The 21,599-nt window shown below is 39.8% G+C and carries 14 protein-coding genes; 6 read left to right on the top strand and 8 right to left on the bottom strand.

Annotated elements, in window-relative coordinates; genetic code table 11:
* Positions 1-56: 56 nt before the first annotated feature.
* The 8 genes from ACJJVM_RS04975 to gldJ all read right to left on the bottom strand — a co-directional run bounded on the left by ACJJVM_RS04975 (position 57) and on the right by gldJ (position 11,893).
* Positions 57-1,493 (bottom strand): L-serine ammonia-lyase, encoded by a 1,437-nt coding sequence (locus ACJJVM_RS04975; RefSeq protein WP_299150559.1) that lies wholly within the window; start codon positions 1,491-1,493, stop codon positions 57-59.
* A complete protein-coding gene (locus ACJJVM_RS04970) occupies positions 1,490-1,999 on the bottom strand; it encodes a GNAT family N-acetyltransferase (RefSeq protein ID WP_405210980.1) in 510 nt (169 codons plus the stop codon). Before ACJJVM_RS04970 ends, ACJJVM_RS04975 begins: the two co-directional genes overlap by 4 nt.
* 6 nt (positions 2,000-2,005) lie before the next feature.
* Complete coding sequence (locus ACJJVM_RS04965) at positions 2,006-2,530, bottom strand: type II CAAX prenyl endopeptidase Rce1 family protein (RefSeq protein WP_405210979.1); 525 nt, start codon at positions 2,528-2,530, stop codon at positions 2,006-2,008.
* Between the two features lie 187 nt (positions 2,531-2,717).
* Positions 2,718-3,740, bottom strand: a complete 1,023-nt coding sequence (gene galE, locus ACJJVM_RS04960) for a UDP-glucose 4-epimerase GalE (protein WP_405210978.1) — start codon at positions 3,738-3,740, stop codon at positions 2,718-2,720.
* A 51-nt stretch (positions 3,741-3,791) separates the two neighbouring features.
* Positions 3,792-5,435: a solute:sodium symporter family transporter gene (locus tag ACJJVM_RS04955; RefSeq protein ID WP_405210977.1), complete on the bottom strand. Its 1,644-nt coding sequence runs from the start codon at positions 5,433-5,435 to the stop codon at positions 3,792-3,794.
* Positions 5,436-5,617: 182 nt separating this feature from the next.
* On the bottom strand, positions 5,618-8,797 hold the full coding sequence (glpK, locus tag ACJJVM_RS04950) for a glycerol kinase GlpK (protein ID WP_405210976.1): 3,180 nt from the start codon (positions 8,795-8,797) through the stop codon (positions 5,618-5,620).
* Between the two features lie 90 nt (positions 8,798-8,887).
* The gene (gene murF / locus ACJJVM_RS04945; RefSeq protein ID WP_405210975.1) at positions 8,888-10,162 is read right to left on the bottom strand and encodes a UDP-N-acetylmuramoyl-tripeptide--D-alanyl-D-alanine ligase; all 1,275 of its coding nucleotides are present in this window, start codon (positions 10,160-10,162) and stop codon (positions 8,888-8,890) included.
* Between the two features lie 69 nt (positions 10,163-10,231).
* Positions 10,232-11,893, bottom strand: a complete 1,662-nt coding sequence (gldJ, locus tag ACJJVM_RS04940) for a gliding motility lipoprotein GldJ (RefSeq protein WP_298352527.1) — start codon at positions 11,891-11,893, stop codon at positions 10,232-10,234.
* 214 nt (positions 11,894-12,107) lie between these two features.
* On the opposite strand from gldJ, the gene porU reads away from it, so the two are divergent.
* From porU to ACJJVM_RS04910, 6 genes are all read left to right on the top strand, one after another.
* Positions 12,108-15,917 (top strand): type IX secretion system sortase PorU, encoded by a 3,810-nt coding sequence (gene porU / locus ACJJVM_RS04935; protein WP_405210974.1) that lies wholly within the window; start codon positions 12,108-12,110, stop codon positions 15,915-15,917.
* Between the two features lie 46 nt (positions 15,918-15,963).
* Complete coding sequence (gene porV / locus ACJJVM_RS04930) at positions 15,964-17,154, top strand: type IX secretion system outer membrane channel protein PorV (protein WP_298351528.1); 1,191 nt, start codon at positions 15,964-15,966, stop codon at positions 17,152-17,154.
* Between the two features lie 33 nt (positions 17,155-17,187).
* Entirely contained in the window at positions 17,188-17,670 is a 483-nt protein-coding gene (locus ACJJVM_RS04925) for a cytidine deaminase (RefSeq protein ID WP_405210973.1), read from the top strand.
* Between the two features lie 183 nt (positions 17,671-17,853).
* Positions 17,854-18,852 (top strand): pyruvate dehydrogenase (acetyl-transferring) E1 component subunit alpha, encoded by a 999-nt coding sequence (gene pdhA / locus ACJJVM_RS04920; RefSeq protein WP_299150585.1) that lies wholly within the window; start codon positions 17,854-17,856, stop codon positions 18,850-18,852.
* Between the two features lie 3 nt (positions 18,853-18,855).
* The gene (locus ACJJVM_RS04915) at positions 18,856-20,505 is read left to right on the top strand and encodes a pyruvate dehydrogenase complex dihydrolipoamide acetyltransferase (RefSeq protein WP_405210972.1); all 1,650 of its coding nucleotides are present in this window, start codon (positions 18,856-18,858) and stop codon (positions 20,503-20,505) included.
* 63 nt (positions 20,506-20,568) lie between these two features.
* Positions 20,569-21,579 (top strand): M28 family metallopeptidase, encoded by a 1,011-nt coding sequence (locus tag ACJJVM_RS04910; protein ID WP_405210971.1) that lies wholly within the window; start codon positions 20,569-20,571, stop codon positions 21,577-21,579.
* Positions 21,580-21,599: the final 20 nt, after the last annotated feature.

Genomic DNA, 21,599 nt, shown 5'->3' with positions numbered 1-21,599 from the left:
TCTATATCAAGATGCATTCTCTATCAGAAGGTTGCGTGATAAGTGGCTTTATATTTTTAACAATCTGACATTGCAACATTTATCGCAAGGCCACCTTCTGAGGTTTCTTTGTATTTTGTATTCATATCTTGTGCTGTTTGCCACATCGTCTCTATGACTTTATCTAGTGGGACTTTGGCATTTGCAGCATCTGCATCTAGTGCCATCTCACAGGCATTAATTGCTTTTATAGCTCCCATTGCATTACGCTCTATACAAGGTATCTGTACAAGACCGCCTATAGGGTCACAGGTAAGACCTAAGTGATGTTCCATTGCAATCTCTGCAGCCATAAGAACTTGCTCTGGAGTACCGCCCATAAGCTCTGTAAGACCCGCTGCTGCCATAGCACTAGAGACTCCTATTTCTGCTTGACATCCACCCATTGCGGCAGAGATGGTTGCTCCTTTTTTAAAGAGGCTGCCTACCTCTCCAGCTACAAGTAAGAACCTTTTAATATCTTCAAAATTTGCATCGTGATTTTCTATAACGATGTAGTACATAAGCACAGATGGGATTACTCCTGCGCTTCCGTTAGTAGGAGCCGTCACGACACGTCCTAGTGATGCATTTACCTCATTTACAGCTAGTGCAAAGCAGGATACCCATTTTAATATTTCGCGAAAGCGTACTTCTTGCCCACGTATAGCTTCTATCCACTCGTACTTATCTGTGTACGCTGTGTTTTTTTGTAAGCGTAAGTGCGTGTCAAAAGCGCGTCTTCTCACATTGAGACCACCTGGGAGCGTTCCCTCGGTGTGACAGCCTGTGTACATAGAGTCAAGCATTACATCCCAAATCTGTCTAAAACGCTCATCAATCTCCTCTTGAGTATTGAGGTACAATTCATTTTCTAAAATAATTTCAGAAATGGACTTGCCTTCTTGCTTACAGAATTTAAGTAATTCGGTTGCTTTTTCTATAGGCCTAGGGAAACATTCAAAGGCTATCTTCTTGCGCTGTGCTCTCTTTCTTTCTTTTTGAATTACAAAACCACCGCCTATGGAGTAGTACACCTCTCTTACTTTCTTGCCGTTAGTAAGTGTTGCTGTAAAGCGTATTCCGTTAGGGTGAAAAGGGAGAAATTTTCTATTAAAAATAATATCCTCCTCTGGATCAAAACTAAAGGTGAGTGACCCATCCAGCTCCAACCTTCTAAAAAGTTTTATGTGTTCTACCGTAGTCGGGATGTCTTCTATACTACAGGTTGTAGGGTCTGCACCTGTAAGTCCCATAATAACGGCAACATCTGTGGCGTGCCCCTTACCGGTGAGAGATAATGAGCCGTAGAGGTCTACTTTTAAACTCTCTATGAGCTCAAAGTTACCTTTGGTCTTAAGTTTTTCAATAAATCTAATGGCCGCTCTCCACGGTCCTAGCGTATGAGAACTAGAAGGTCCCACACCTATTTTAAGCATATCAAAAACAGAAATAGCCTCTATTTGCTTGTTCATAGATCAAGTCGCATTATATAATCGGTTTGAATCTCTGCAATCATATCATAATCGTGAGTGCCTACTATCTTAAAACCGTGTCTTTTATAAAATTTTATGGCCTCTGGGTTTTCTTCCCAAACGCCCAGCCAAATGTAGTTTTTTTCTAACTCCTTTGCTTTAGAAATCGAAAATTCTATAAGCTCGCTTCCGTAGCCCTTTCCTAAGTGTGGGATATCTATGTAGATACGTTCTACTTCTAATCCATTTTCTTCTTGAAATTCTGTTTGGGCGTTACTTGTATTGAGTTTTAAATAGCCTAGAATTTCATCCTTTTCTTTATAAAAATACCAGTATGAATCTGGGTTGGATAGTTGTTTGTTGAGGTTCGCTTTCGCGAAAGCGTCTTCATAATACCTCTCAATCACACCAGGTGCATTTTTTGAAGCAAAAGCTGCCGAGTATGTGCGCATAGCAAGATCACGTAGGGTAGCAAGATCGTTTAATGTGATAGGAGTGAGGCGCATACTGATCTAGCTTGTTGTGGTGCGAGAAATAATTAAAATGATGATTACAAAACCGTTATTCATTGCGTGAAGTGCCATAGGCCAAACGATGTTTTCATTTTTAATTTTGAGTAATCCCATCATAAATCCTGAAATTATTCTAGGTATAATAAGCGCAATGAGCGCTGCATTAAGGACAAAAGTATCTATATAATTATTAATATGTACCATACCAAAAAGTAGCGAACTCACAACAAGAACAACCGTAGAATGTCGTGATAAGAAGTTGCGTATTTTGAGGGTGCTTTGCTCGGGTATAAGCTGTTTGAGAATCGTAAACACGGTAAATAAGAATACGGCTATAAACCCAAGTTTTACAGCCCAATGCACATCTGTAGGTATAAATTTATTTGAGTAAAAAAGTGGCCAGGAGCATAAAAGCAATATCACATCTGCGTGAGAAGGTTTTATAAGCGTGCGGAACATCATCTCCTCAATAATGGGAGCAAATATTACTGCGAGTACAAATAACTTAAGCGGGTTGTCTTGCAAGAGTTCCTTTAGGAAACTTTGCTCATATTGCTCTTCAAATAGATCTGGAAATTGCGTCTTTATAATGCCAAATGCAATGAAAAATACGATGTATAACGCCCAGAGATAGAGGTAATACCTTACGAGATTTGAGGTTTTATTGATAAGCTAGTTTTTGAGTAAAGTGACTTTTATTGAGAGAATAAAGTTACTCAATACTTCGCACTTTTTGCTCCCATTTCCAAGCGCTTGCTAGCATATCATCTAGACTACTTTTTGCAGTCCAGCCTAGCTCTTGATTTGCCAGTGTGGTATCTGCATATGCAGCAACTACATCACCCGGTCTTCTAGCTACAATTTTGTAATTTAATTTTTTACCAGAAACGTTTTCAAAAGAAGTGATAACATCCATCACAGAGCTACCGGTACCAGTACCTATATTAAAGACCTCGTAGTTAGATTTATTCTTGTTACTAAGTAAACGCTCCAGAGCTACGACGTGCGCTTTTGCTAGATCTACCACGTGTATATAATCGCGTATGGCTGTGCCGTCTGGAGTAGGGTAGTCGTTGCCATAAACAGATAGCTCTTCTCTAAGTCCTATAGCCGTCTGAGTGATATAGGGAACAAGATTTGCTGGTACGCCCAGCGGTAATTCACCTATATGTGCAGAAGGATGCGCTCCTATGGGATTAAAGTATCTTAATGCTATCGCCTTTAGTTCTGGCATTATTGAGCAGGTATCTCTTATAATCTCTTCACCTATCTGCTTTGTATTTCCATATGGAGAGGCTGCTGGTTTAACGGGTGCGCTTTCGGTTATAGGTAACTCGTCTGCCTGCCCATAAACGGTACACGAAGAACTAAAAATAAATGTAGGAAGCTCAAATTTTTTAAGCTGTTGTAGTATGTATGTAAGTGTCCCTATATTATTTTCATAATACAGAAGAGGATTTTTTACACTCTCACCCACCGCTTTTGAAGCGGCAAAATGAATTACTCCACCTATATCTGTGTGTTTATTGAAAAAATCTTCAACAAGCTTTTTGTCACGCAGGTCAAAAATTTCTAAAGCAGGCTCTATACCCGTGATAGCAGTTATACCGGCAAGCACCTCTTGAGAAGCATTAGAACAGTCGTCTATAATAATAACATCGTAGCCTTTAGCTTGTAGCTCTACAACGGTATGAGAACCTATAAATCCTAATCCGCCGGTGACTAATATTTTCATAGTGGTGCGTGTTCTTTTTTTTGCTTTCGCGAAAGCGTACTCAACCCTTTTTTAAAAAATGAAATACGTGCTTAATACAAGTAACACAATACAAAGACCTACAATCCAAGCATATTTCCAAGGTGTTGTGTCTATGGCTTCTGTTTGTTTTGGGACGTAGATATCTTGTTTTGGCTTTATCATACCTACAACTACCATTATAAGAATATTTACTACAAATAGAATACCCATCACGTGTAAAAAGTGAGGAAAAGCCTCTGCTTCTATAATCGCTAATTCTCCAGCGTCTGTAATTCCATTTGCAGCAGCTTCGGTAAGGGCATTTTCTTGAAAGATAGGGCGGAGGTACATACTTATTAAGTACATAATCACTCCGGCAATCATCACGATTTTTGCTCCTATTGCTGGCACTCGTTTACTCACAATACCTACTAATACTACCGAAAGTATAGGTACACTTAAACTACCTAGTGCTTGCTGTATATAATCAAATAATCCATCTGGCGCGTTTGCAATAAAAGGAGCTATAATCATAGCTACAATAGCAAGGCCAAGTCCAAATATTTTACCTGCTTTTACCGCTTTATGTTCTGATGCGTTGCGGTTAAAAAACTTCTTGTATAAGTCAAAACCAAACAGTGTAGCACTACTATTTAATAAGCTATTAAATGAGCTTAATACCGCTCCAAAAAGTACGGCTGCAAAGAAGCCTACTAAGGCAGGTGGTAATACTTCTTTTACAAGGACAGGGTATGCCTTATCTGCAGATTCTAAGTTTTCACCAAAAAGGTGCCACGCAATAATACCTGGCAGTACTACTATCACAGGTATTAAGAACTTTACAAATGCTGCGAGCATCATCCCTTTTTGCCCTTCTTTAAGGCTCTTTGCGCCAAAAACACGTTGCAAAATCGCTTGGTTAGTACCCCAGTAATAAATCTGAGCAATCATCATCCCAGTAAAAATAGTTCCAAAAGGAATAGAAGAGGTTACATCACCTGTTACATCAAATTTATCTTGATTTTCTGTCCATAGCTCGTTGAGTCCATCACCTACATTACCGTCACCTATAAGCTTAAGTCCAAAATAAGGGATTAACAACCCACCTATCAAGAGGCCTATTGCATTTACAAGGTCAGATACGGCTACAGCTTTAAGCCCTCCAAATATGGCATAAACAATACCTATAAGCCCTATAGTCCATACACATACCATTATGGTAGCAGCGTCAGACAGGCCTAGTAATTCTGGTAAGTCAAACATTGTACTAAATGCGATAGACCCAGAGTAGAGTATAGTAGGAAGGAGAACTACCCCAAAGGCTAGTAAGAATAAGATCGAGAGTATGGCTTTTGTGTTTTCGTCAAAGCGTTCTTCTATAAATTCTGGTATCGTCGTGATACCTTTGTGCATATATTTTGGTAAAAAATAAACAGCTGTCACAACCATCGCAATGGCTGCTAGCGTCTCCCACGCCATTACTAAGATACCCTCAGAAAATGCTTGACCATTGAGACCTACTATTTGCTCTGCAGAGAGGTTTGTAAGTAGTAAAGACCCTGCTATGGTAAGTGCTCCTAAGCTTCTTCCTCCCAGGTAGTATCCGTCTGCACTTTTTTCGTCTGTGCCGCGGGTTTTCCACCAGGCGTATCCTGCTACTAGCAATGTAAATCCAAGAAATGAAATGAGTCCCATATGGTTAAATATTTATTAGTCTAGGGTCTAAAATATGACTTTTTAATAGAATATTAGCACTTCTATTGCGAACCTTGTTACTATAACGTTTGCGTGTTTTTATTACGCTTTCGCGAAAGCGGTCTCCTCACCACCTGTATAATTCTCATTATGAATAGTTCGTAACGATGAGGTGCAGTTTTTTACTCAAACTCACTTTCATAATAAGCACTTGCATCTTGTAGTAAGAGATCGAGGTACTGGTTTTCTTTTGCCACACGAGCTTCGTCCCACCCTAGGTATAGAATCATATCTTCTTGCACAAGATCACGATAGAGATGCACAGAATGGATGTCAAAATACAGTCTACCCGTACGCCTCACAAAAAAGTCCGAAAGGCTGTTAGTCATCTCGTGGTGTACACTGTACCATACCTCTGCTCTTAAAAGTCGCTCTTCTGGATTGTCATTTAAGAAGTAACTCATCTTTGAGATTATGGTATCACTTTGCTTACCATAAGTGGTGGCGAGGTACCAACTCTGGTAGGAGTCTATGATACCCGCTGTCTCAAGTTGTTTTGCAATAGTGACTTGGTAAGCGTCTACCTCTTCGGTATTTGATAATGGAGTAGCAGTGAGGGGTATCTTATCTGTATACGAGGTGACGAGGTGACTTTTTTTCTTTTCTGGTATATCTTTAAGTACTCTATCTATTACCCGTTGAGCCATCTTGCGGTATCCAGTAAGCTTACCACCAGCTATAGATATAAGACCCGTGTCTGAAACAAAAATCTCATCCTTTCTACTTAACTCAGATGGGTCTTTACCATCTTCGTGTATAAGAGGGCGTAAGCCTGCCCAGTTTGACTCAATGTCATCTATTTTGAGTTGCAGGTCTGGAAACATATTATTTGTAGCGTCTAGTAAATATGTAGCATCTGCCTGCGTAGCAACCACTCTATTGAGATTGCCACTGTAATTTGTGTCTGTAGTACCTACATAGGTTGACCTTCCACGTGGTATGGCAAAAATCATACGTCCATCTGGCACGTCAAAATAGATAGATTGTGTAAGCGGGAAACGCTCTCTAGAGAAAACGATATGTACTCCTTTTGTAAGGTGTAGGTGCTTACTGTTCATAGAGTGATCTTTCTTTCTTAATAGATCTACCCAGGGACCTGCCGCGGAGACATAGTTTTGTGCTTTAAGTTTAAACGACTTATCGTTATTGTGGTCATAGCAGTTTAGGCTTTTAATTTTACCTTTTGCATCATACTTAAAAGAGGTCATCTCACAATAATTAATTATTGTAGCGCCAAAGCTTGCAGCTTTCTTAAGAAGTTCTACCGTAAGGCGCGCATCATCTGTGCGATACTCTGCATAGTAACCACCACCTATGAGATCTTTAGTGTTAAGTAAGGGTTCTCGTGATGCAGTCTCTTCTGCGCTTAACATTTTGCGTTTATCATCTCCCTCTACATTTGCAAGAAAATCATATACTTTAAGTCCTATTGCGGTCATCATCTTACCGTAAGTTCCTCCTTCAATGAGTGGTAACAACATCTTTTCTGGAACTACGAGGTGAGGGGCAAGAGTGTGCACAATAGCGCGCTCACTACCTGATTCTTTTACAAGTCCTATTTCCATTTGTTTTAGGTAGCGCAAGCCGCCGTGTATGAGCTTTGTAGATTTATTACTTGTTCCTGAGGCAAAATCATTTTTTTCTATAAGGCATACTTTCATCCCTCGTGAGGATGCGTCTAGTGCAATACCAGCCCCGGTAACGCCACCACCTATGATGATGAGGTCAAATTTTTCTTGCTGCGCTCGTCGTAATTGTCTTTGCCTATCAAGTACAGAAAACCTAAGTGGTGTGTCTTCTTGCGTAGCTAGCATTTGGTTTGTTGTGCTCTTTGTTCTTGCGACAGCATTTTTCCAACCGGTATATTTTTTTGATCGCTCATATTGAGTGATTTTAGGTTCAAAGATGGTGTCTACTTGGCGTATCTTGGCAATGTCTTTTTTGTTCCAAATACCAGATTGTATACCTGCAAGAAAGGCTGCGCCTAGCGCTGTTACTTCGAGCATTTTTGGGCGGTCTACTTGTACGTTAAGTAAGTCAGACTGAAACTGCATTAGGTAATTATTTGCCGTAGCTCCCCCATCTACTCTAAGGGTTTTCATTTGCTTGCCAGAGTCTTCTATCATTGCATCGAGTACATCTCTGGTTTGATATGCAATAGCATCTACAGTAGCCTTTATAATATCATTTTTTGTAGAGTCTAGTGTGAGACCATATATGGCTCCCTTTGCGTCCATATCCCAGTGCGGAGCGCCTAGCCCTGCAAATGCGGGTACGACGTAGAGATCATCTGTAGCTGGGGTGTTTACACAGATGCTTTCTGTGTCTTGAGCGTGGTCTATAACATCTAGTTTATCACGTAACCACTGTACAGAAGCACCTCCTGCAAAGATGGATCCCTCGAGTGCATATTTTACTTTGCCATCTGGTAAACTTGCACAGAGGGTAGTGAGTAATCCATTTTTAGATTTAAATGGTTTCTTTCCCGTATTCATAAGTACAAAACAACCGGTGCCGTAGGTATTTTTTGCCACACCAGACTTGTACCCTCCTTGACCAAAGAGGGAAGCTTGTTGATCACCTGCAACACCACTTATAGGAATACTCGTACCATCTATTGTAATCTCGCCAAAATGTGATGCAGAGTTCTGTACCTGTGGTAACATTGAGGTAGGTATGGTAAGTGCATCAAGTAGTTTTTTATCCCACTCTAGATTTATGATATTGTAGAGCATCGTGCGGCTCACGTTAGAGTGATCTGTAGCGTGTACCTTGCCATTTGTGAACTTCCAAATAAGCCAGGTGTCAATCGTTCCAAAAAGGAGGTCGCCTCGCGCTGCTTTATCAGAAGCGTTTGGTACGTTGTCTAAAATCCATTTTACCTTTGTGCCAGAAAAGTAAGAGTCTATGATGAGCCCAGTATTCTTACGCACATACTCGTCTAGGTTTTTTGATTTGAGTTGCTCACATATAGTTTTTGTACGCTTGTCTAGCCACACGATAGCATTATAAACAGGTTCTCCAGTATTTTTATCCCAGACTACGGTGGTCTCTCGCTGGTTTGTGATACCTATCGCAGCAATTTCTTCCGCACTAATGTCAGAAGTTGATATGACTTCTTTAAACACAGCTTTTTGGGCTTCATAAATTTCAAGAGGGTCGTGTTCAACCCAGCCGTGTTGTGGGTAGTGTTGTTTGAGTTCTCTTTGAGCAATATTCTTTATAGTACCCTTATTGTCAAAAATGATAGCTCGTGTGCTGGTGGTACCTTGGTCAAAGGCAACAATATATTTCTTATCCATACTTTAAAAACCTTACGTGTACGTGGCTTTTAAAGTTAAGGTATTAACGGCAGTTCTTAAAACATCACAGCCTTATGTATAAAGCAATAGTTAAGAGGCGAGAATATCTAAGATCCGCTCCATTTTCATACCTCGCGATCCTTTTATAAGTACTGTTGTGTCTGCTGGTATTTGTTTTGAGTACGCTTTCGCGAAAGCGTCATAACTCTCATAAACTTTTTGCTTAGGGTGAGGAGAAGAAGTGCCAAAATCTGGGCCTATCGCATATACTTGTGAGATGTTAAGATTATGTGCAAGGTCTAAAATGGCTTGATGTTCTGTTTTTGAGGTTTCACCCACTTCAAACATATCTCCCATAAACGCAATTGTGTTTGTACCTGTGGCTTGTAGGTTTTTTAATGCAGCAGCCATACTCGTCGGGTTTGCATTGTAAGCGTCTAGTATGATCTTGTAAGTGTCTTTGTCAATAATTTGTGATCTATTATTTGACGGCACATATTTTTCAATTCCATTTTTGATGTAGGTAAGAGGCACGTCAAAGTGATTGCCCATAGCCATAGCGACAGCAATATTTGAGAAGTTATATGTACCTATGAGATTACTTGTAATCGTGGTTCCACCCACAGTAATCTTTAAGTTACCTGAGCCATCTTCTAGATATACTGGGTACTCGCTTTGTGATGAACCAAAGGTTTTTGAAACAATATTTGCAGACTGTCGTACTTGAATCTCATCTTGATCATTTATAAAGACGAGTTCATTGTTTTCTCGTAGGTAATTATAAAGTTCACTTTTACCTTTTATCACACCTTCAAAACCTCCAAAGCCTTCTAGATGAGCTTTGCCAAAGTTTGTGATATAACCAAAATTAGGTTGTGCAAGCTCACACAGCATTTTTATCTCCCCTTGATGATTTGCGCCCATCTCTACGATACCTATTTCTGTTCTTGCATCCATAGTGAGTAAGGTGAGTGGTACCCCTATGTGGTTGTTTAGATTACCTTTTGTGGCAATAACGTTATACTGCTCAGATAGCACGGCATAAATAAGTTCTTTTGTAGTGGTTTTTCCGTTACTACCTGTGATTCCTATGATGGGTAAGTCTAGGTAGTTGCGGTGATAATTTGCAAGTTGCTGCAAGGTGGTTAGTACATCATCTACAAGTACAGACCTATCTGTAACATATTCTTTTTCATCTACAATTGCTAGAGACGCTCCAGATGTAAGGGCTTGCTGGGCAAATTTATTTCCGTTGAAGTTTTCGCCTTTGAGCGCAAAATAAATTTGGTTTTCTTTAAGGCTTCTCGTGTCTGTGCAAACACCATTACTATTTAAAAAGTGAAAATGTAACTCTGCTATAGTCATAACTAGTAAAATATTATATCAAAAAAGCCCTCACGAGAGAGGGCTTTTTTATGTATGTAATTAAGAGTATTATCTAGCTCTCTTTCCTGTTTTTGATTTTGAACCTACACGAGACATCGCACAACGGAAACCAATATCATCTGTTGCCATACCTTGTGGTAAGAAACGGCGCTGTGCTGGATCTAGCCAGTATGCTCTATCTCTCCAAGACCCTCCTTTGTAAACGCGCACTTCGTCGTTTATTAAAGAAGTTCTGTTATTAGAATCATCATAACGGCGCTCTACACTACCTGCGCTGTCTTGCTCAACTCTGTGTTGTGGTGAGTTGTACATTTTCTTGTTAGAGTCTGGATTTTCTGCATCATCATTAAACGATTCAAAATATCTTGTAGACCTTCTGTCACCATCTCTAAAGTTACGGTTGTCACTAGTTGAAAATTGAGTTCTCAAGTAAGTCTCATCTTCATCTACTGGTACTTGTAAAATTTCTCCAGGTAAGTCTCTAGCTACGATACTTCCATTTGCAAGAGTATCATATACGATAGAGTCTGTTGTAACCACTTTTACTTTTCCATCTTCTCCTATGGCGTTTTTAGTATAAACGTTACCACGGTAGTAGTTAAAGTCGTTAAACTCATCATCTACTATAGGTCTATAAACATCTGCTACCCACTCAGACACGTTACCAGCCATATCATAAAGACCAAAGTCATTAGGCTCATAGCTTTTTACCTCTGCAGTGATATCTGCATTATCATCAGACCATCCAGATATTCCTCCGTAATCACCATCTGCTTGTTTAAAGTTTGCTAAGTGATCTCCACGAGTACGTCTACTTGATGATCTTGTATATGATCCATCCCAAGGATATTTCTTACGACCACGATATACATTGTAGCTTCTTAATTCTGTAAGGCCAAGAGCTGCATATTCCCACTCTGCTTCTGTAGGTAATCTGTAGTTTGGTAAAAGAACTCCGTCAGAGCGTTGTACAAATATGTTTGTACTATCGTTTTGCTTCATTCTACGCTCACTAGATCTTCCTCCACGAGCAAGACTATCACTTCCTCCATAGGTAAGTGTAGGTGCGTTTAAATATGTTTCTGTATCAAAAGTAGAGCTTGCGTCTACATCAAATCTAGCGCCTCTCGCCGTAAATCCTTGCTCTTCTAATATTAATTCATTTACACGGTTAGATCTCCAGTTTGCATACTCTACAGCCTGTATCCAGCTCACACCCACCACAGGGTAGTTTGCATATGCAGGGTGACGTAGGTAGTTTTCTGTCATAGTCTCGTTAAAACCAAGACGGTTTCTCCATACCAATGTATCAGGAAGCGCTCCTTTATAAATATTTCTATAATTTTCTTCTTCTGGAGGGAAAACCTTCTTAAGATAGTCAAGGTATTCTAGGTACATCCCGTTAGTAACCTCAGTTTCATCTATATAAAAAGATTGTACGTGTTGCTGGTTTGGAGAGTTATTCCAGTCGTGCATAACATCATCTTGTACTTTACCCATAGTAAAAGTACCTCCTTCTACAAAGACAAGTCCAGGTCCGGTAGCTTGCTCTTCGTAGTCTGTTTTAAGTTTAAAACCTCCGTTCTTACCGTCTACTTTCCAACCAGTACCTCTAGAGGAATCTTTGTAGTCGTTTGATTTACTGCAACTTGCTACTGTGAAAGAGATCACGGCTAGCGCCAGCATTTTTAATGCAAAGTGTGGTTTCATAGGTTTTGCGTTCATTAGATTTGGGGTTGCAATATAGTAATAACTCGTTAAAGTGCAAGCATTTTACGACGTCGAACCCAAAAAAATATTAACTAGTTATAGGTAACTCATTAGTAACGGCGTGATTTATTCTTTATTATTGTTATGCATAAAAAAATCATCGCTATTACTCGCGGGTTAATACTAAGCCATACGCACTTGCGTTACCATACTAATGAAATCTACCATTACCTTACTCTTTTTGCTCCTTACGTTTGTGGTTTCTTCACAAACCGAGCGACTACAAATTAAGTGGGGTGAGATAGTAAAAAGTAACGCGAGCTCTACAAGTATAGAGTCTATCAACCTCTCACGAGATGGAGATGGCAACTGGGAGTATCATACTCAGTACACGACAAGGAGTGCCATTTCTGCCTCCACTTCAAAATTACTTAATGTACAGCTAGAGCCAGTGCCTCAAAGCTTGCTTTCTCTTATTAATAAAGATAAGCTGTCTAATAAGGTAGTTGCGACATTTACTGCTGCAAGAGCTAGAGAGGTAAATTATGCAGTTGTTACTTTTAATCCTTTTGTTAATCAAAATGGACAAGTAAAACGAGTAGTAAGTGCTGGGGTTAATTACGCTTTCGCGAAAGCGCAATCACAACCATCCTCATCCTTACCTATTACAAACAGTGTACTTGCAACGGGCAATTTTTATAAATTTTATGTAGAAGAAACAGGAGTGCACCGCATAAGTAGAGGTTTTATGCAAAGCCTTGGGATGAATGTAAATAACATTGATCCGTCAAAAATAAAAGTATACGGGTATGGAGGTACGCCATTACCATTTCTCAATAGTGATAATACAGAGTTTGATCTAAGGGAGATTGCTGTACAAATAGAAGGAGGTCAAGATGGCTCTTTTGACTCAAATGATGGTGTCTTGTTTTATGGAGAAAGCACGCGAACATATCACGAAGAGCTAGATACACACATTAATCCATATGCAGACAGGTCATATTATTTTATAACCGTAGATGGTAATAATGGACAGCGCATCCAGTCGTATGTAGAGCCTGCAGGGTTGCCCTCTGTGACTTATAGCGCGTATGATGATTATGAGTTTTATGAAGAGGATGAGGTAAGTCTAGTTAAAATAGGAAGAAGGTGGTTTGGAGAGTCTTTTAGTTTTGAGAATGAGCAGTCTTTTGATTTTGAGTTTACAAACGTAGTTCCAGGTGAGACAGCAAGCTTGCGAGTCGTGGCTGCAGCAACATCAGAGAGTTCTACGTCTTTTGATGTTTCTGTAAATGGGGCAGGTGTAGGTTCTATACCTATTTTACCTATTAATAATATCCTGCTTGCAAGGGGAGATGAGCTTGAGGTACAAGTTCCCATTACGAGTGAAGAGGTCACGGTCACTCTTACCTATAATAATAGTGGTAATCCTTCTAGTACCGGTTATCTAGATTTTATAAGTCTAGAGGTGCCGTCACAATTAAGTGGTGCAGGAGAGCAATTTAATTTTCGCAATGCAAATGCTGCTCTTGAGGCGGGTGTAGGTGCTTATGCATTTTCTAATGCTCAAGGATATTCTCAGATATGGGAGGTTACAAATCAGGCTAGTGTGCGTGCTTTACAGATAGAAGACCAGAGTGCTATTACTTTTAAAACTAACCTTGGTACAGATAGACGTTTTGTAGCGGTATACCCATCAGATTATTATGAGCCGCTTCGCGAGGGAGGTAGTGCTTTAGTAAATAATCAAAATTTAAAAGGCACTATATTTTTGAATAGTAGTGGTAGCTTTCAAGATGTAGACTACCTTATGATTACTGGTAACACACTCTTGTCACAAGCTGAAAGACTAGCACAACATAACAGAGATTTTAGAGGTCTTAATGTCAAGACAGTAACGCTAGAGGAGATATATCAAGAATTTGGCGGAGGTAAGGCAGATATTGGGGCGATACGCAATTTTGTGAGATATGTTTATGAAAACGCATCGTCTGATGCAAACAGACTTAAATACGTATGTCTCTTTGGAGATACCTCAGTAGATTATAAAAATCGTATCACAGGTAATAATAATGTAATGCCCACATATCAAACTTTTGATAGTTTTAGTCTTGTGCGTTCTTTTATGAGTGACGATTTTTATGGCTCACTGGATCCAAATGAGGGAAGGATGCTCGCATCAGATAAATTAGATCTGGCCGTAGGGCGCATTGTGGCAGATACACCACAGCTTGCAAACACAGTAGTAGATAAAATTATTAATTATGACGCAAGAGCATCTTATGGTAGGTGGCGCAATAATTTTGTACTTGTCTCTGATGATGTAGATGAAGCATTTGAGTTTACTCAGCTTCAGGGTACACTCGATAATCTAGGAGATCAGATAAGTGTAGAGAAGCCTTTTGTAAATGTGATAAAAATACATAGTGATGCCTTTCAGCAGCAATCTTCTGCTGGTGGAGATAGGTATCCTCAAGTAAATGAAGCTATAGAAAATGCGATAGAAGTAGGTTCGCTCGTAGTAACTTATCTCGGTCACGGTGGAGAAGAACTTCTAGCAGCAGAGGCTATTGTTACTCAAAATGAAATCGATAACCTTGATAATGGTGAGCGATTACCGCTTGTGGTGACAGTTACGTGTGAGTTTGGAAAATTTGATAACCCAGAGCGACCTACTGGTGGAGAAGAGCTTTTTTGGAATGCTGAAGGGGGAGCTGTAGGACTTGTTACTACAACTCGTGAGATAACAGTAACGCTTGGAGTACAATTTAATAATGCACTTGTAGAGCAACTCTATTCTTTTGGGACTAATGAAGTGCAAAGCGTAGCAGAAAATATAAGAGCTTCAAAAAACGGTATATCTGACCAGTTAAGAAGGGTGATATTCTTTGTGGGCGATCCTGCTATGAAGCTAGCTTTTCCAAAACCAGATATACAACTTAGTGCGGTAAATGATGTGCCAGTTACTGAGGAGTTACCTGTTCTTAAAGCGTTGGATCTCGTAAAAATTAATGGGCGAGTGACGACAGAATTTGGGCAAACGCTTACAAACTATACAGGCACACTAGCCGTGACATTATATGATAAACGTATAGAGAGACAAACACTAGGTAATGACGGAGTACAGATAGGAGGTGCGCTTGCAGTAATGGATTTTACGACACTAGGAGCAATACTTTATAGAGGTCAGGCCTCAGTGACTAATGGTAATTTTGAATTTACATTTAGAATGCCACGAGATACAGCAATACCTTTAGGTAATGGTAGGCTTAATTTTTATGCAGAGCGACTAGGGGTTTTAGAAGATCAGGCAGGAGTAAATGAAACCATTATTATAGGAGGTCTTAATGAAGATGCCCCAGAAGATAACTTAGGGCCTACAATACGTCTCTTTATGAATGACGAAAACTTTGTAAACGGCGGTATTACAAATGACTCTCCCATCATTCTAGCAAAACTTGAAGATGAGAATGGTATAAACACTGCTAGCGGTATAGGTCACGATATAGTTGCTATAATAGATGGTGATGAAACTAATCCCATAATTATGAATGACTTTTACGAGACCGAGGTAGATAATTTTATGAAAGGTACAGCGGCAAGAAAAATTAGAAATTTAGAGCCGGGTCCTCATACACTTTCCTTTAAAGCTTGGGATGTTTATAATAATTCATCTACTGCAGAGTTACAATTTGTTGTTCTTGGAGATGATGAGATAGAGCTTGAGAACGTCCTTAACTACCCTAATCCATTTGTAAATTATACAGAGTTCTGGTTTAACCATAATCGTCCGTTTGAGCCTCTTGATGTTCAGGTTCAGATATTTACGGTGAGTGGTAAGGTGGTAAAAACTATAAATCAATCTGTAATGACAGAAGGATTCTTATCTCGAGATATCACTTGGGATGGTCTTGATGATTTTGGACAAGCAATAGGAAAAGGTGTCTACATCTATAAGATAACCGTAAAATCTACGTTAACAAACAAGCGAGTGGAGAAAATCGAGAAGCTTGTGATCTTATAATTATAAAAAAAATAAAAGTCTATATTTACCAAAATTACCCTTTAGTATGAATAAGTTTTTATCGCTGTTAGTAGCAGCTTTTATTTTATCTAGTGCGTCTATCCAAGCACAAGATGAGCCTAATACAATTACCACTGCAGTTCCTTTTCTTGCTATTGCTGGAGACGCGCGTGCTGCAGGTATGGGAGAACAGGGAGTTGCAACGAGTCCAGATGCTTATGCTGTACAATGGAACCCAGCAAAGCTGGCCTTTCTACCAGATCAACATAACGTGGGTATAAACTACACACCTTACTTAGGAAACCTAGTAAATGATATAGGATTGCTCCAGGCAGTCTATGCAAACCGTATTGATGACCGTAGCGCTTTTGCGGCAAGTCTACGTTATTTTAGCCTTGGTACCATTAATACAAGAACAGATGCAGCTGGCCCTGGTTTAGATATTAAGCCAAATGAATTTTCTATAGACGCAACATATGCTCTTAAGCTAGACGATCAGTTCTCAATGGCGGTTTCTGGACGTTTTTTACAGAGTAACTTACGTATACAGCAACTTGATGAGTTTGCAGATGCTAGTCCGGCGAGTTCTTTTGGGGTAGATATCTCAGGTTATTACCAGTCTGAAGAGCAGGTGTATAACAACTTTGATGGTAGATGGAGAGCTGGATTTAATATCTCAAACATAGGTCCTAAAGTTAGTTATGACGATGCTGGTCAAGAAAACTTTATCCCAACTAACTTAAAGTTAGGAGGAGGTTTTGATTTCATACTAGATAGCTACAATAAAATATTTGTAGGTCTTGAGTTTAATAAATTACTCGTGCCTACACCACCTTTAAGAGGAAGAGTAGATACTAATGGAGATGGAGAAATCACATCTGAAGATGATGTTGTAATTATAGCAGGTCAAGATGATGATGTAAACTTCTTCTCAGGTATTTTTCAATCTTTTGGTGATGCGCCAGATGGATTTAGTGAAGAGTTAAAGGAGGTGACTTGGTCACTTGCAACAGAGTATACGTATAATGATGTGTTTGCCTTAAGAGCAGGATACTTTAATGAAAGTGATATTAAAGGAGCACGTAAATTTGCAACACTAGGGGCTGGGTTTGAGTTTAACTCAATAGACCTAGATCTATCTTATCTATTTTCTACAGGATCTGTAAGAAGTCCTTTAGAAAACACACTTCGTTTTGGACTTACATTTACTTTTGGCGAAGAGTACGACGAGTACTAGAATTAAGACATTCGCTTTAAGCGAAATAACTTTATGGAAAAAATAAAAATTGAATCGTTTCTTGATGTGTATTCCTCTAAGGATGAGCTTCCAGAAGCGATTTCTTCTTTAATGGATGCAGCATTTGCTGCTAGAGAGCGAGCGTATGCTCCCTATTCTAACTTCTTAGTGGGTGCGGCTATTCTCCTTGATAATGGAGAGGTTGTTACAGGTAATAATCAAGAGAATGCTTGTTATCCCGCTGGATTATGTGCAGAACGTACAGCCATTTTTTATGCCTCATCGCAGTACCCAGATGCAAAGATGCTCACAATGGCAATCACAGCACGCGCCAGAGATAAAGAAACTACAGATCCTATACCGCCGTGTGGTGTGTGCAGGCAAGCTATTGCAGAGTATGAGATTAAGCAAGCAGCGCCTATTGAGCTTTATTTTATGGGAGAAAAGGGCAAGGTAGTTAAGAGTGCGTCTTTAGAAAACATACTTCCGCTACTATTTACTTCAAAGTATCTATAATAGGTTTATTAGTAAAACCTAGGTTGCGGTGCGTATGATTACGCTTTCGCGAAAGCATAAAAAGGCAACTATTTATTACGAAAGCGATTGCGTAATTTTTCCTCTCTTACAGTTTTTACATATTCCTTTAAATCGTTATTTTTGTTATTCGCCTAAAAATGGGTGGCATTTATACGCTTTTAAATGAAAAAAATCACGAAGGAAACCTACCTTAATTGGTACGAAGAGATGCTCTTCTGGCGCAAGTTTGAAGACAAGCTAGCTCAAGTATATATTCAGCAAAAAGTACGTGGCTTTCTACACCTGTATAATGGGCAAGAAGCAATACTAGCAGGATCACTACACGCAATGGATTTATCTAAGGATAAAATGATTACTGCATACCGTAATCACGTGCAACCTATCGGGATGGGAGTAGACCCAAAGCGAGTAATGGCAGAGCTTTATGGTAAAGGAACTGGTACCTCACAAGGTCTTGGAGGTTCTATGCACATATTCTCTAGAGAAAAAGGATTTTACGGAGGTCACGGTATCGTAGGGGGGCAAATCCCACTGGGTGCAGGAATGGCTTTTGGAGATAAATATAATAAGACAGGTGCGGTGACGCTTTGCTACTTTGGAGACGGAGCAGCAAGACAAGGGTCACTACACGAGACATTTAATATGGCAATGCTCTGGAAACTTCCAGTAGTATTTTGTGTAGAAAATAATGGGTACGCAATGGGAACTTCTGTTGCACGTACTGCAAACCACGAAGATATCTGGAAACTAGGTTTAGGATATGAGATGCCTTGTGGACCTGTAGATGCGATGAATCCAGTTGCCGTAGCCGAAGCGATGGACGAAGCTATCGAGAGAGCTCGCCGTGGTGATGGACCTACATTTTTAGAACTCAAAACATACCGTTATAGAGGTCATTCTATGTCTGATGCACAACACTATCGTACAAAAGACGAGGTAGCAGAGTATCAAAAAATAGATCCTATTACTCAGGTAAAAGAAGTTCTTCTTAAAGAAGGTTATGCAACCCAAGAGGAGATAGATGAAATGGGTAAAAACGTTAAGAAACGCGTTGCAGAGTGTGAGAAGTTTGCAGAAGAAAGCCCATTCCCAGATGTAAATGTTATGTACGACGTAGTGTACGATCAAGAAGATTATCCATTCATACCTCATAGATTATAAGTTATGGCAGAAGTAATAAATATGCCGCGTCTGAGCGACACGATGGAAGAAGGAACAGTCGCTACCTGGTTAAAAAGCGTAGGTGACAAGGTAGAGGAAGGAGACATACTAGCAGAGATCGAGACAGATAAAGCTACAATGGAGTTTGAGTCTTTTAACGAGGGTGTTTTATTACACATCGGGATAGAAGAGGGGCAAACTGCAAAGGTAGATACCCTCCTTGCCATTATAGGTGAAGAAGGAGAAGACATCTCAGGACTGCTTAATGGTGACGCTTCCGCGAAAGAAGAAGAAGATACTTCAACTTCAGATTCTAGTGATTCAGAAGATAACGCAGAGGCAACAGCCGAAGATGATACTCAAGAAGATACATCTAGCGATGTGCCAGAAGGAGTTATTGTAGTAACAATGCCTAGACTCTCAGACACAATGGAAGAGGGAACTGTAGCTACCTGGCTTAAAAGCGTAGGTGATATGGTAGAAGAGGGCGATATTCTTGCAGAGATAGAAACAGATAAGGCTACAATGGAGTTTGAGTCTTTTCAATCTGGAACGCTATTACATATAGGTATCAATGAAGGTGAAACTGCAAAGGTAGATGCCTTACTCGCTATTATAGGCCCAGAAGGGACAGATGTCTCTGGAGTTATAAAAAGTGGTGGAGCACCTGCAAAATCTGCACCTAAAAAAGAAGAAAAGAAAGAGGAGAAAAAAGAAGCACCAAAAGCTTCAAAAGAAAATACAACCAGTGCGCCTAAGGCTGCTGCTCCAGTAAAAGCAACTACAACTACTAGCACAAATGGAGGTCGTATTTTTGTATCACCTCTAGCAAAGAAAATAGCAGAAGAGAAAGGTGTAAATCTTGCTCAAGTAAAAGGGACTGGAGAAAACGGTCGTATTGTAAAGAGTGATGTTGAGAACTTCACACCTTCTACAAGCGGTTCTGTGCAGCAGTTTGTTGCAACCGGAGAAGAAAGCTTTGAAGAGATAGAAAACTCTCAAATGCGTAAAGCGATTGCTCGTGGTCTTGGTAAATCTAAGTTTACAGCACCTCATTATTACCTGAACGTTGAGTTCAATATGGAAAATATGATGAGTTTCCGTAAGCAGTTTAACACACAGCCAGATACAAAGGTTTCTTTTAATGATATGATCATTAAAGCAACTTCTATTGCGCTTAAGCAACATCCTCAGGTAAACTCTCAATGGTTTGATGATAAGATGCGTCTTAACCACCACGTGCATATAGGTGTAGCTGTGGCTGTGCCAGATGGACTTGTTGTACCTGTAGTAGAGTTTGCAAATGAGAAGTCATTACAGCAAATTAATGCAGAGGTAAAGACACTAGCTGGTAAAGCGCGTGACAAGAAGCTTACTATTCCAGAGATGGAAGGTTCTACTTTTACGATATCAAACCTTGGTATGTTTGGAATAACAGATTTTACGTCTATTATTAACCAGCCTAACTCGGCAATATTATCTGTAGGAGCTATTGTAGAGAAGCCAGTTGTAAAGAATGGTCAACTTGCAGTAGGTCACACGATGAAGCTTACGCTTGCTTGTGATCACCGCACAGTAGATGGTGCGACAGGAGCACAGTTCTTACAAACGCTTAAAACATATATTGAGAATCCTGTACTTATGCTTGCATAGACACACAGTAATTATAAATGTATAAACCCACGCATCTGCGTGGGTTTTTTTATCTTTAGCTTTATGAGAAAATTTGTAGTAATAAGCACAGCGGTACTACTTGCCGCTTGTAATTCAGGAGCACCATTAGTGGGTGTTAAGGGTGAGAATGTACCAGAGGTAAAAGCGTCTAGCCCTACTCAGGTAACGATGGTGATGCCAGACATCAAGAAGATGAAATCTGTAGAAAATACGATGACCTTTTTAGCGTCAGATGAGTTGCAAGGCCGTGATACCGGTAGTGAAGGTATAGAGATGGCCGCTCAGTTTATAGAAGCTCGCTTTAAAGATACAGGGGTAAAACCGTATTATAATACCTATCGAGATAATTTTGAAGCAAAGGGGCGTGATGCTTATAACATTGTAGGAGTGCTTGAGGGTACAGATTCTGCGCTTAAAGATGAGGTTGTTGTTATAGGTGCTCATTACGACCACATAGGTAATGGTAAAGCTGTAGATGGTGATGTAATTGCAAATGGAGCAAATGATAACGCAGCAGGTACAACCGCAGTCCTGGCACTTGCAGATCATTTTGCTAAGACAAAGAACAATAAACGAACACTCGTATTTGCATTATTTTCGGCAGAAGAAAAAGGACTGTTGGGATCTAAGCATCTTGCTAAAGAAATGAAAGCCGCAAACACTGCTGTCTATATGGTTTTTAATATAGAGATGATAGGAGTGCCTATGGTAGGTAAAGATCACACAGTGTATGCATCAGGTTATGAGATGTCTAATTTTCCTGAGGTGTTTAATAAATACGCAGGATCTAAGGTGGTAGGTTTTTTACCAAAGGCTAAAGAGTTTAACTTATTTATGCGTAGTGATAACTACCCGTTCTTCTTAGAGTTTGGTGTTCCGGCACATACGATTTCTTCTTTTGACTTCACAAACTTTGATCATTACCACGGTGTAAATGATGAGGTAGAAGAGATGGATATCGCTTTTATGGAAAAAGCCATAAAACAATTTATACCAGGTCTAGAGGGACTGGCAAATAGCAAGACTCAAGAAGTAAAGGTTGTAAAGCAATAGCAAAGAGTAGATAAGACAGG

The sequence above is a fragment of the Dokdonia sp. Asnod2-E02 genome (assembly GCF_045063915.1).
Taxonomy (GTDB): domain Bacteria; phylum Bacteroidota; class Bacteroidia; order Flavobacteriales; family Flavobacteriaceae; genus Dokdonia.
The sequence above is the reverse complement of the archived record's forward strand: the minus strand, read 5'-3'. Positions and strand labels throughout refer to the sequence as shown.

Excerpts from the sequence above, each read along its gene's own strand:
- ACJJVM_RS04910 (WP_405210971.1), top strand. The coding sequence starts at position 20,569 with ATGAGAAAATTTGTAGTAATAAGCACAGCGGTACTACTTGCCGCTTGT.
- glpK (WP_405210976.1), bottom strand. The coding sequence starts at position 8,797 with ATGGATAAGAAATATATTGTTGCCTTTGACCAAGGTACCACCAGCACA.
- gldJ (WP_298352527.1), bottom strand. The coding sequence starts at position 11,893 with ATGAAACCACACTTTGCATTAAAAATGCTGGCGCTAGCCGTGATCTCT.
- ACJJVM_RS04975 (WP_299150559.1), bottom strand. The coding sequence starts at position 1,493 with ATGAACAAGCAAATAGAGGCTATTTCTGTTTTTGATATGCTTAAAATA.
- murF (WP_405210975.1), bottom strand. The coding sequence starts at position 10,162 with ATGACTATAGCAGAGTTACATTTTCACTTTTTAAATAGTAATGGTGTT.
- ACJJVM_RS04915 (WP_405210972.1), top strand. The coding sequence starts at position 18,856 with ATGGCAGAAGTAATAAATATGCCGCGTCTGAGCGACACGATGGAAGAA.
- ACJJVM_RS04925 (WP_405210973.1), top strand. The coding sequence starts at position 17,188 with ATGGAAAAAATAAAAATTGAATCGTTTCTTGATGTGTATTCCTCTAAG.
- pdhA (WP_299150585.1), top strand. The coding sequence starts at position 17,854 with ATGAAAAAAATCACGAAGGAAACCTACCTTAATTGGTACGAAGAGATG.
- ACJJVM_RS04970 (WP_405210980.1), bottom strand. The coding sequence starts at position 1,999 with ATGCGCCTCACTCCTATCACATTAAACGATCTTGCTACCCTACGTGAT.
- porU (WP_405210974.1), top strand. The coding sequence starts at position 12,108 with ATGAAATCTACCATTACCTTACTCTTTTTGCTCCTTACGTTTGTGGTT.
- ACJJVM_RS04955 (WP_405210977.1), bottom strand. The coding sequence starts at position 5,435 with ATGGGACTCATTTCATTTCTTGGATTTACATTGCTAGTAGCAGGATAC.
- galE (WP_405210978.1), bottom strand. The coding sequence starts at position 3,740 with ATGAAAATATTAGTCACCGGCGGATTAGGATTTATAGGTTCTCATACC.
- porV (WP_298351528.1), top strand. The coding sequence starts at position 15,964 with ATGAATAAGTTTTTATCGCTGTTAGTAGCAGCTTTTATTTTATCTAGT.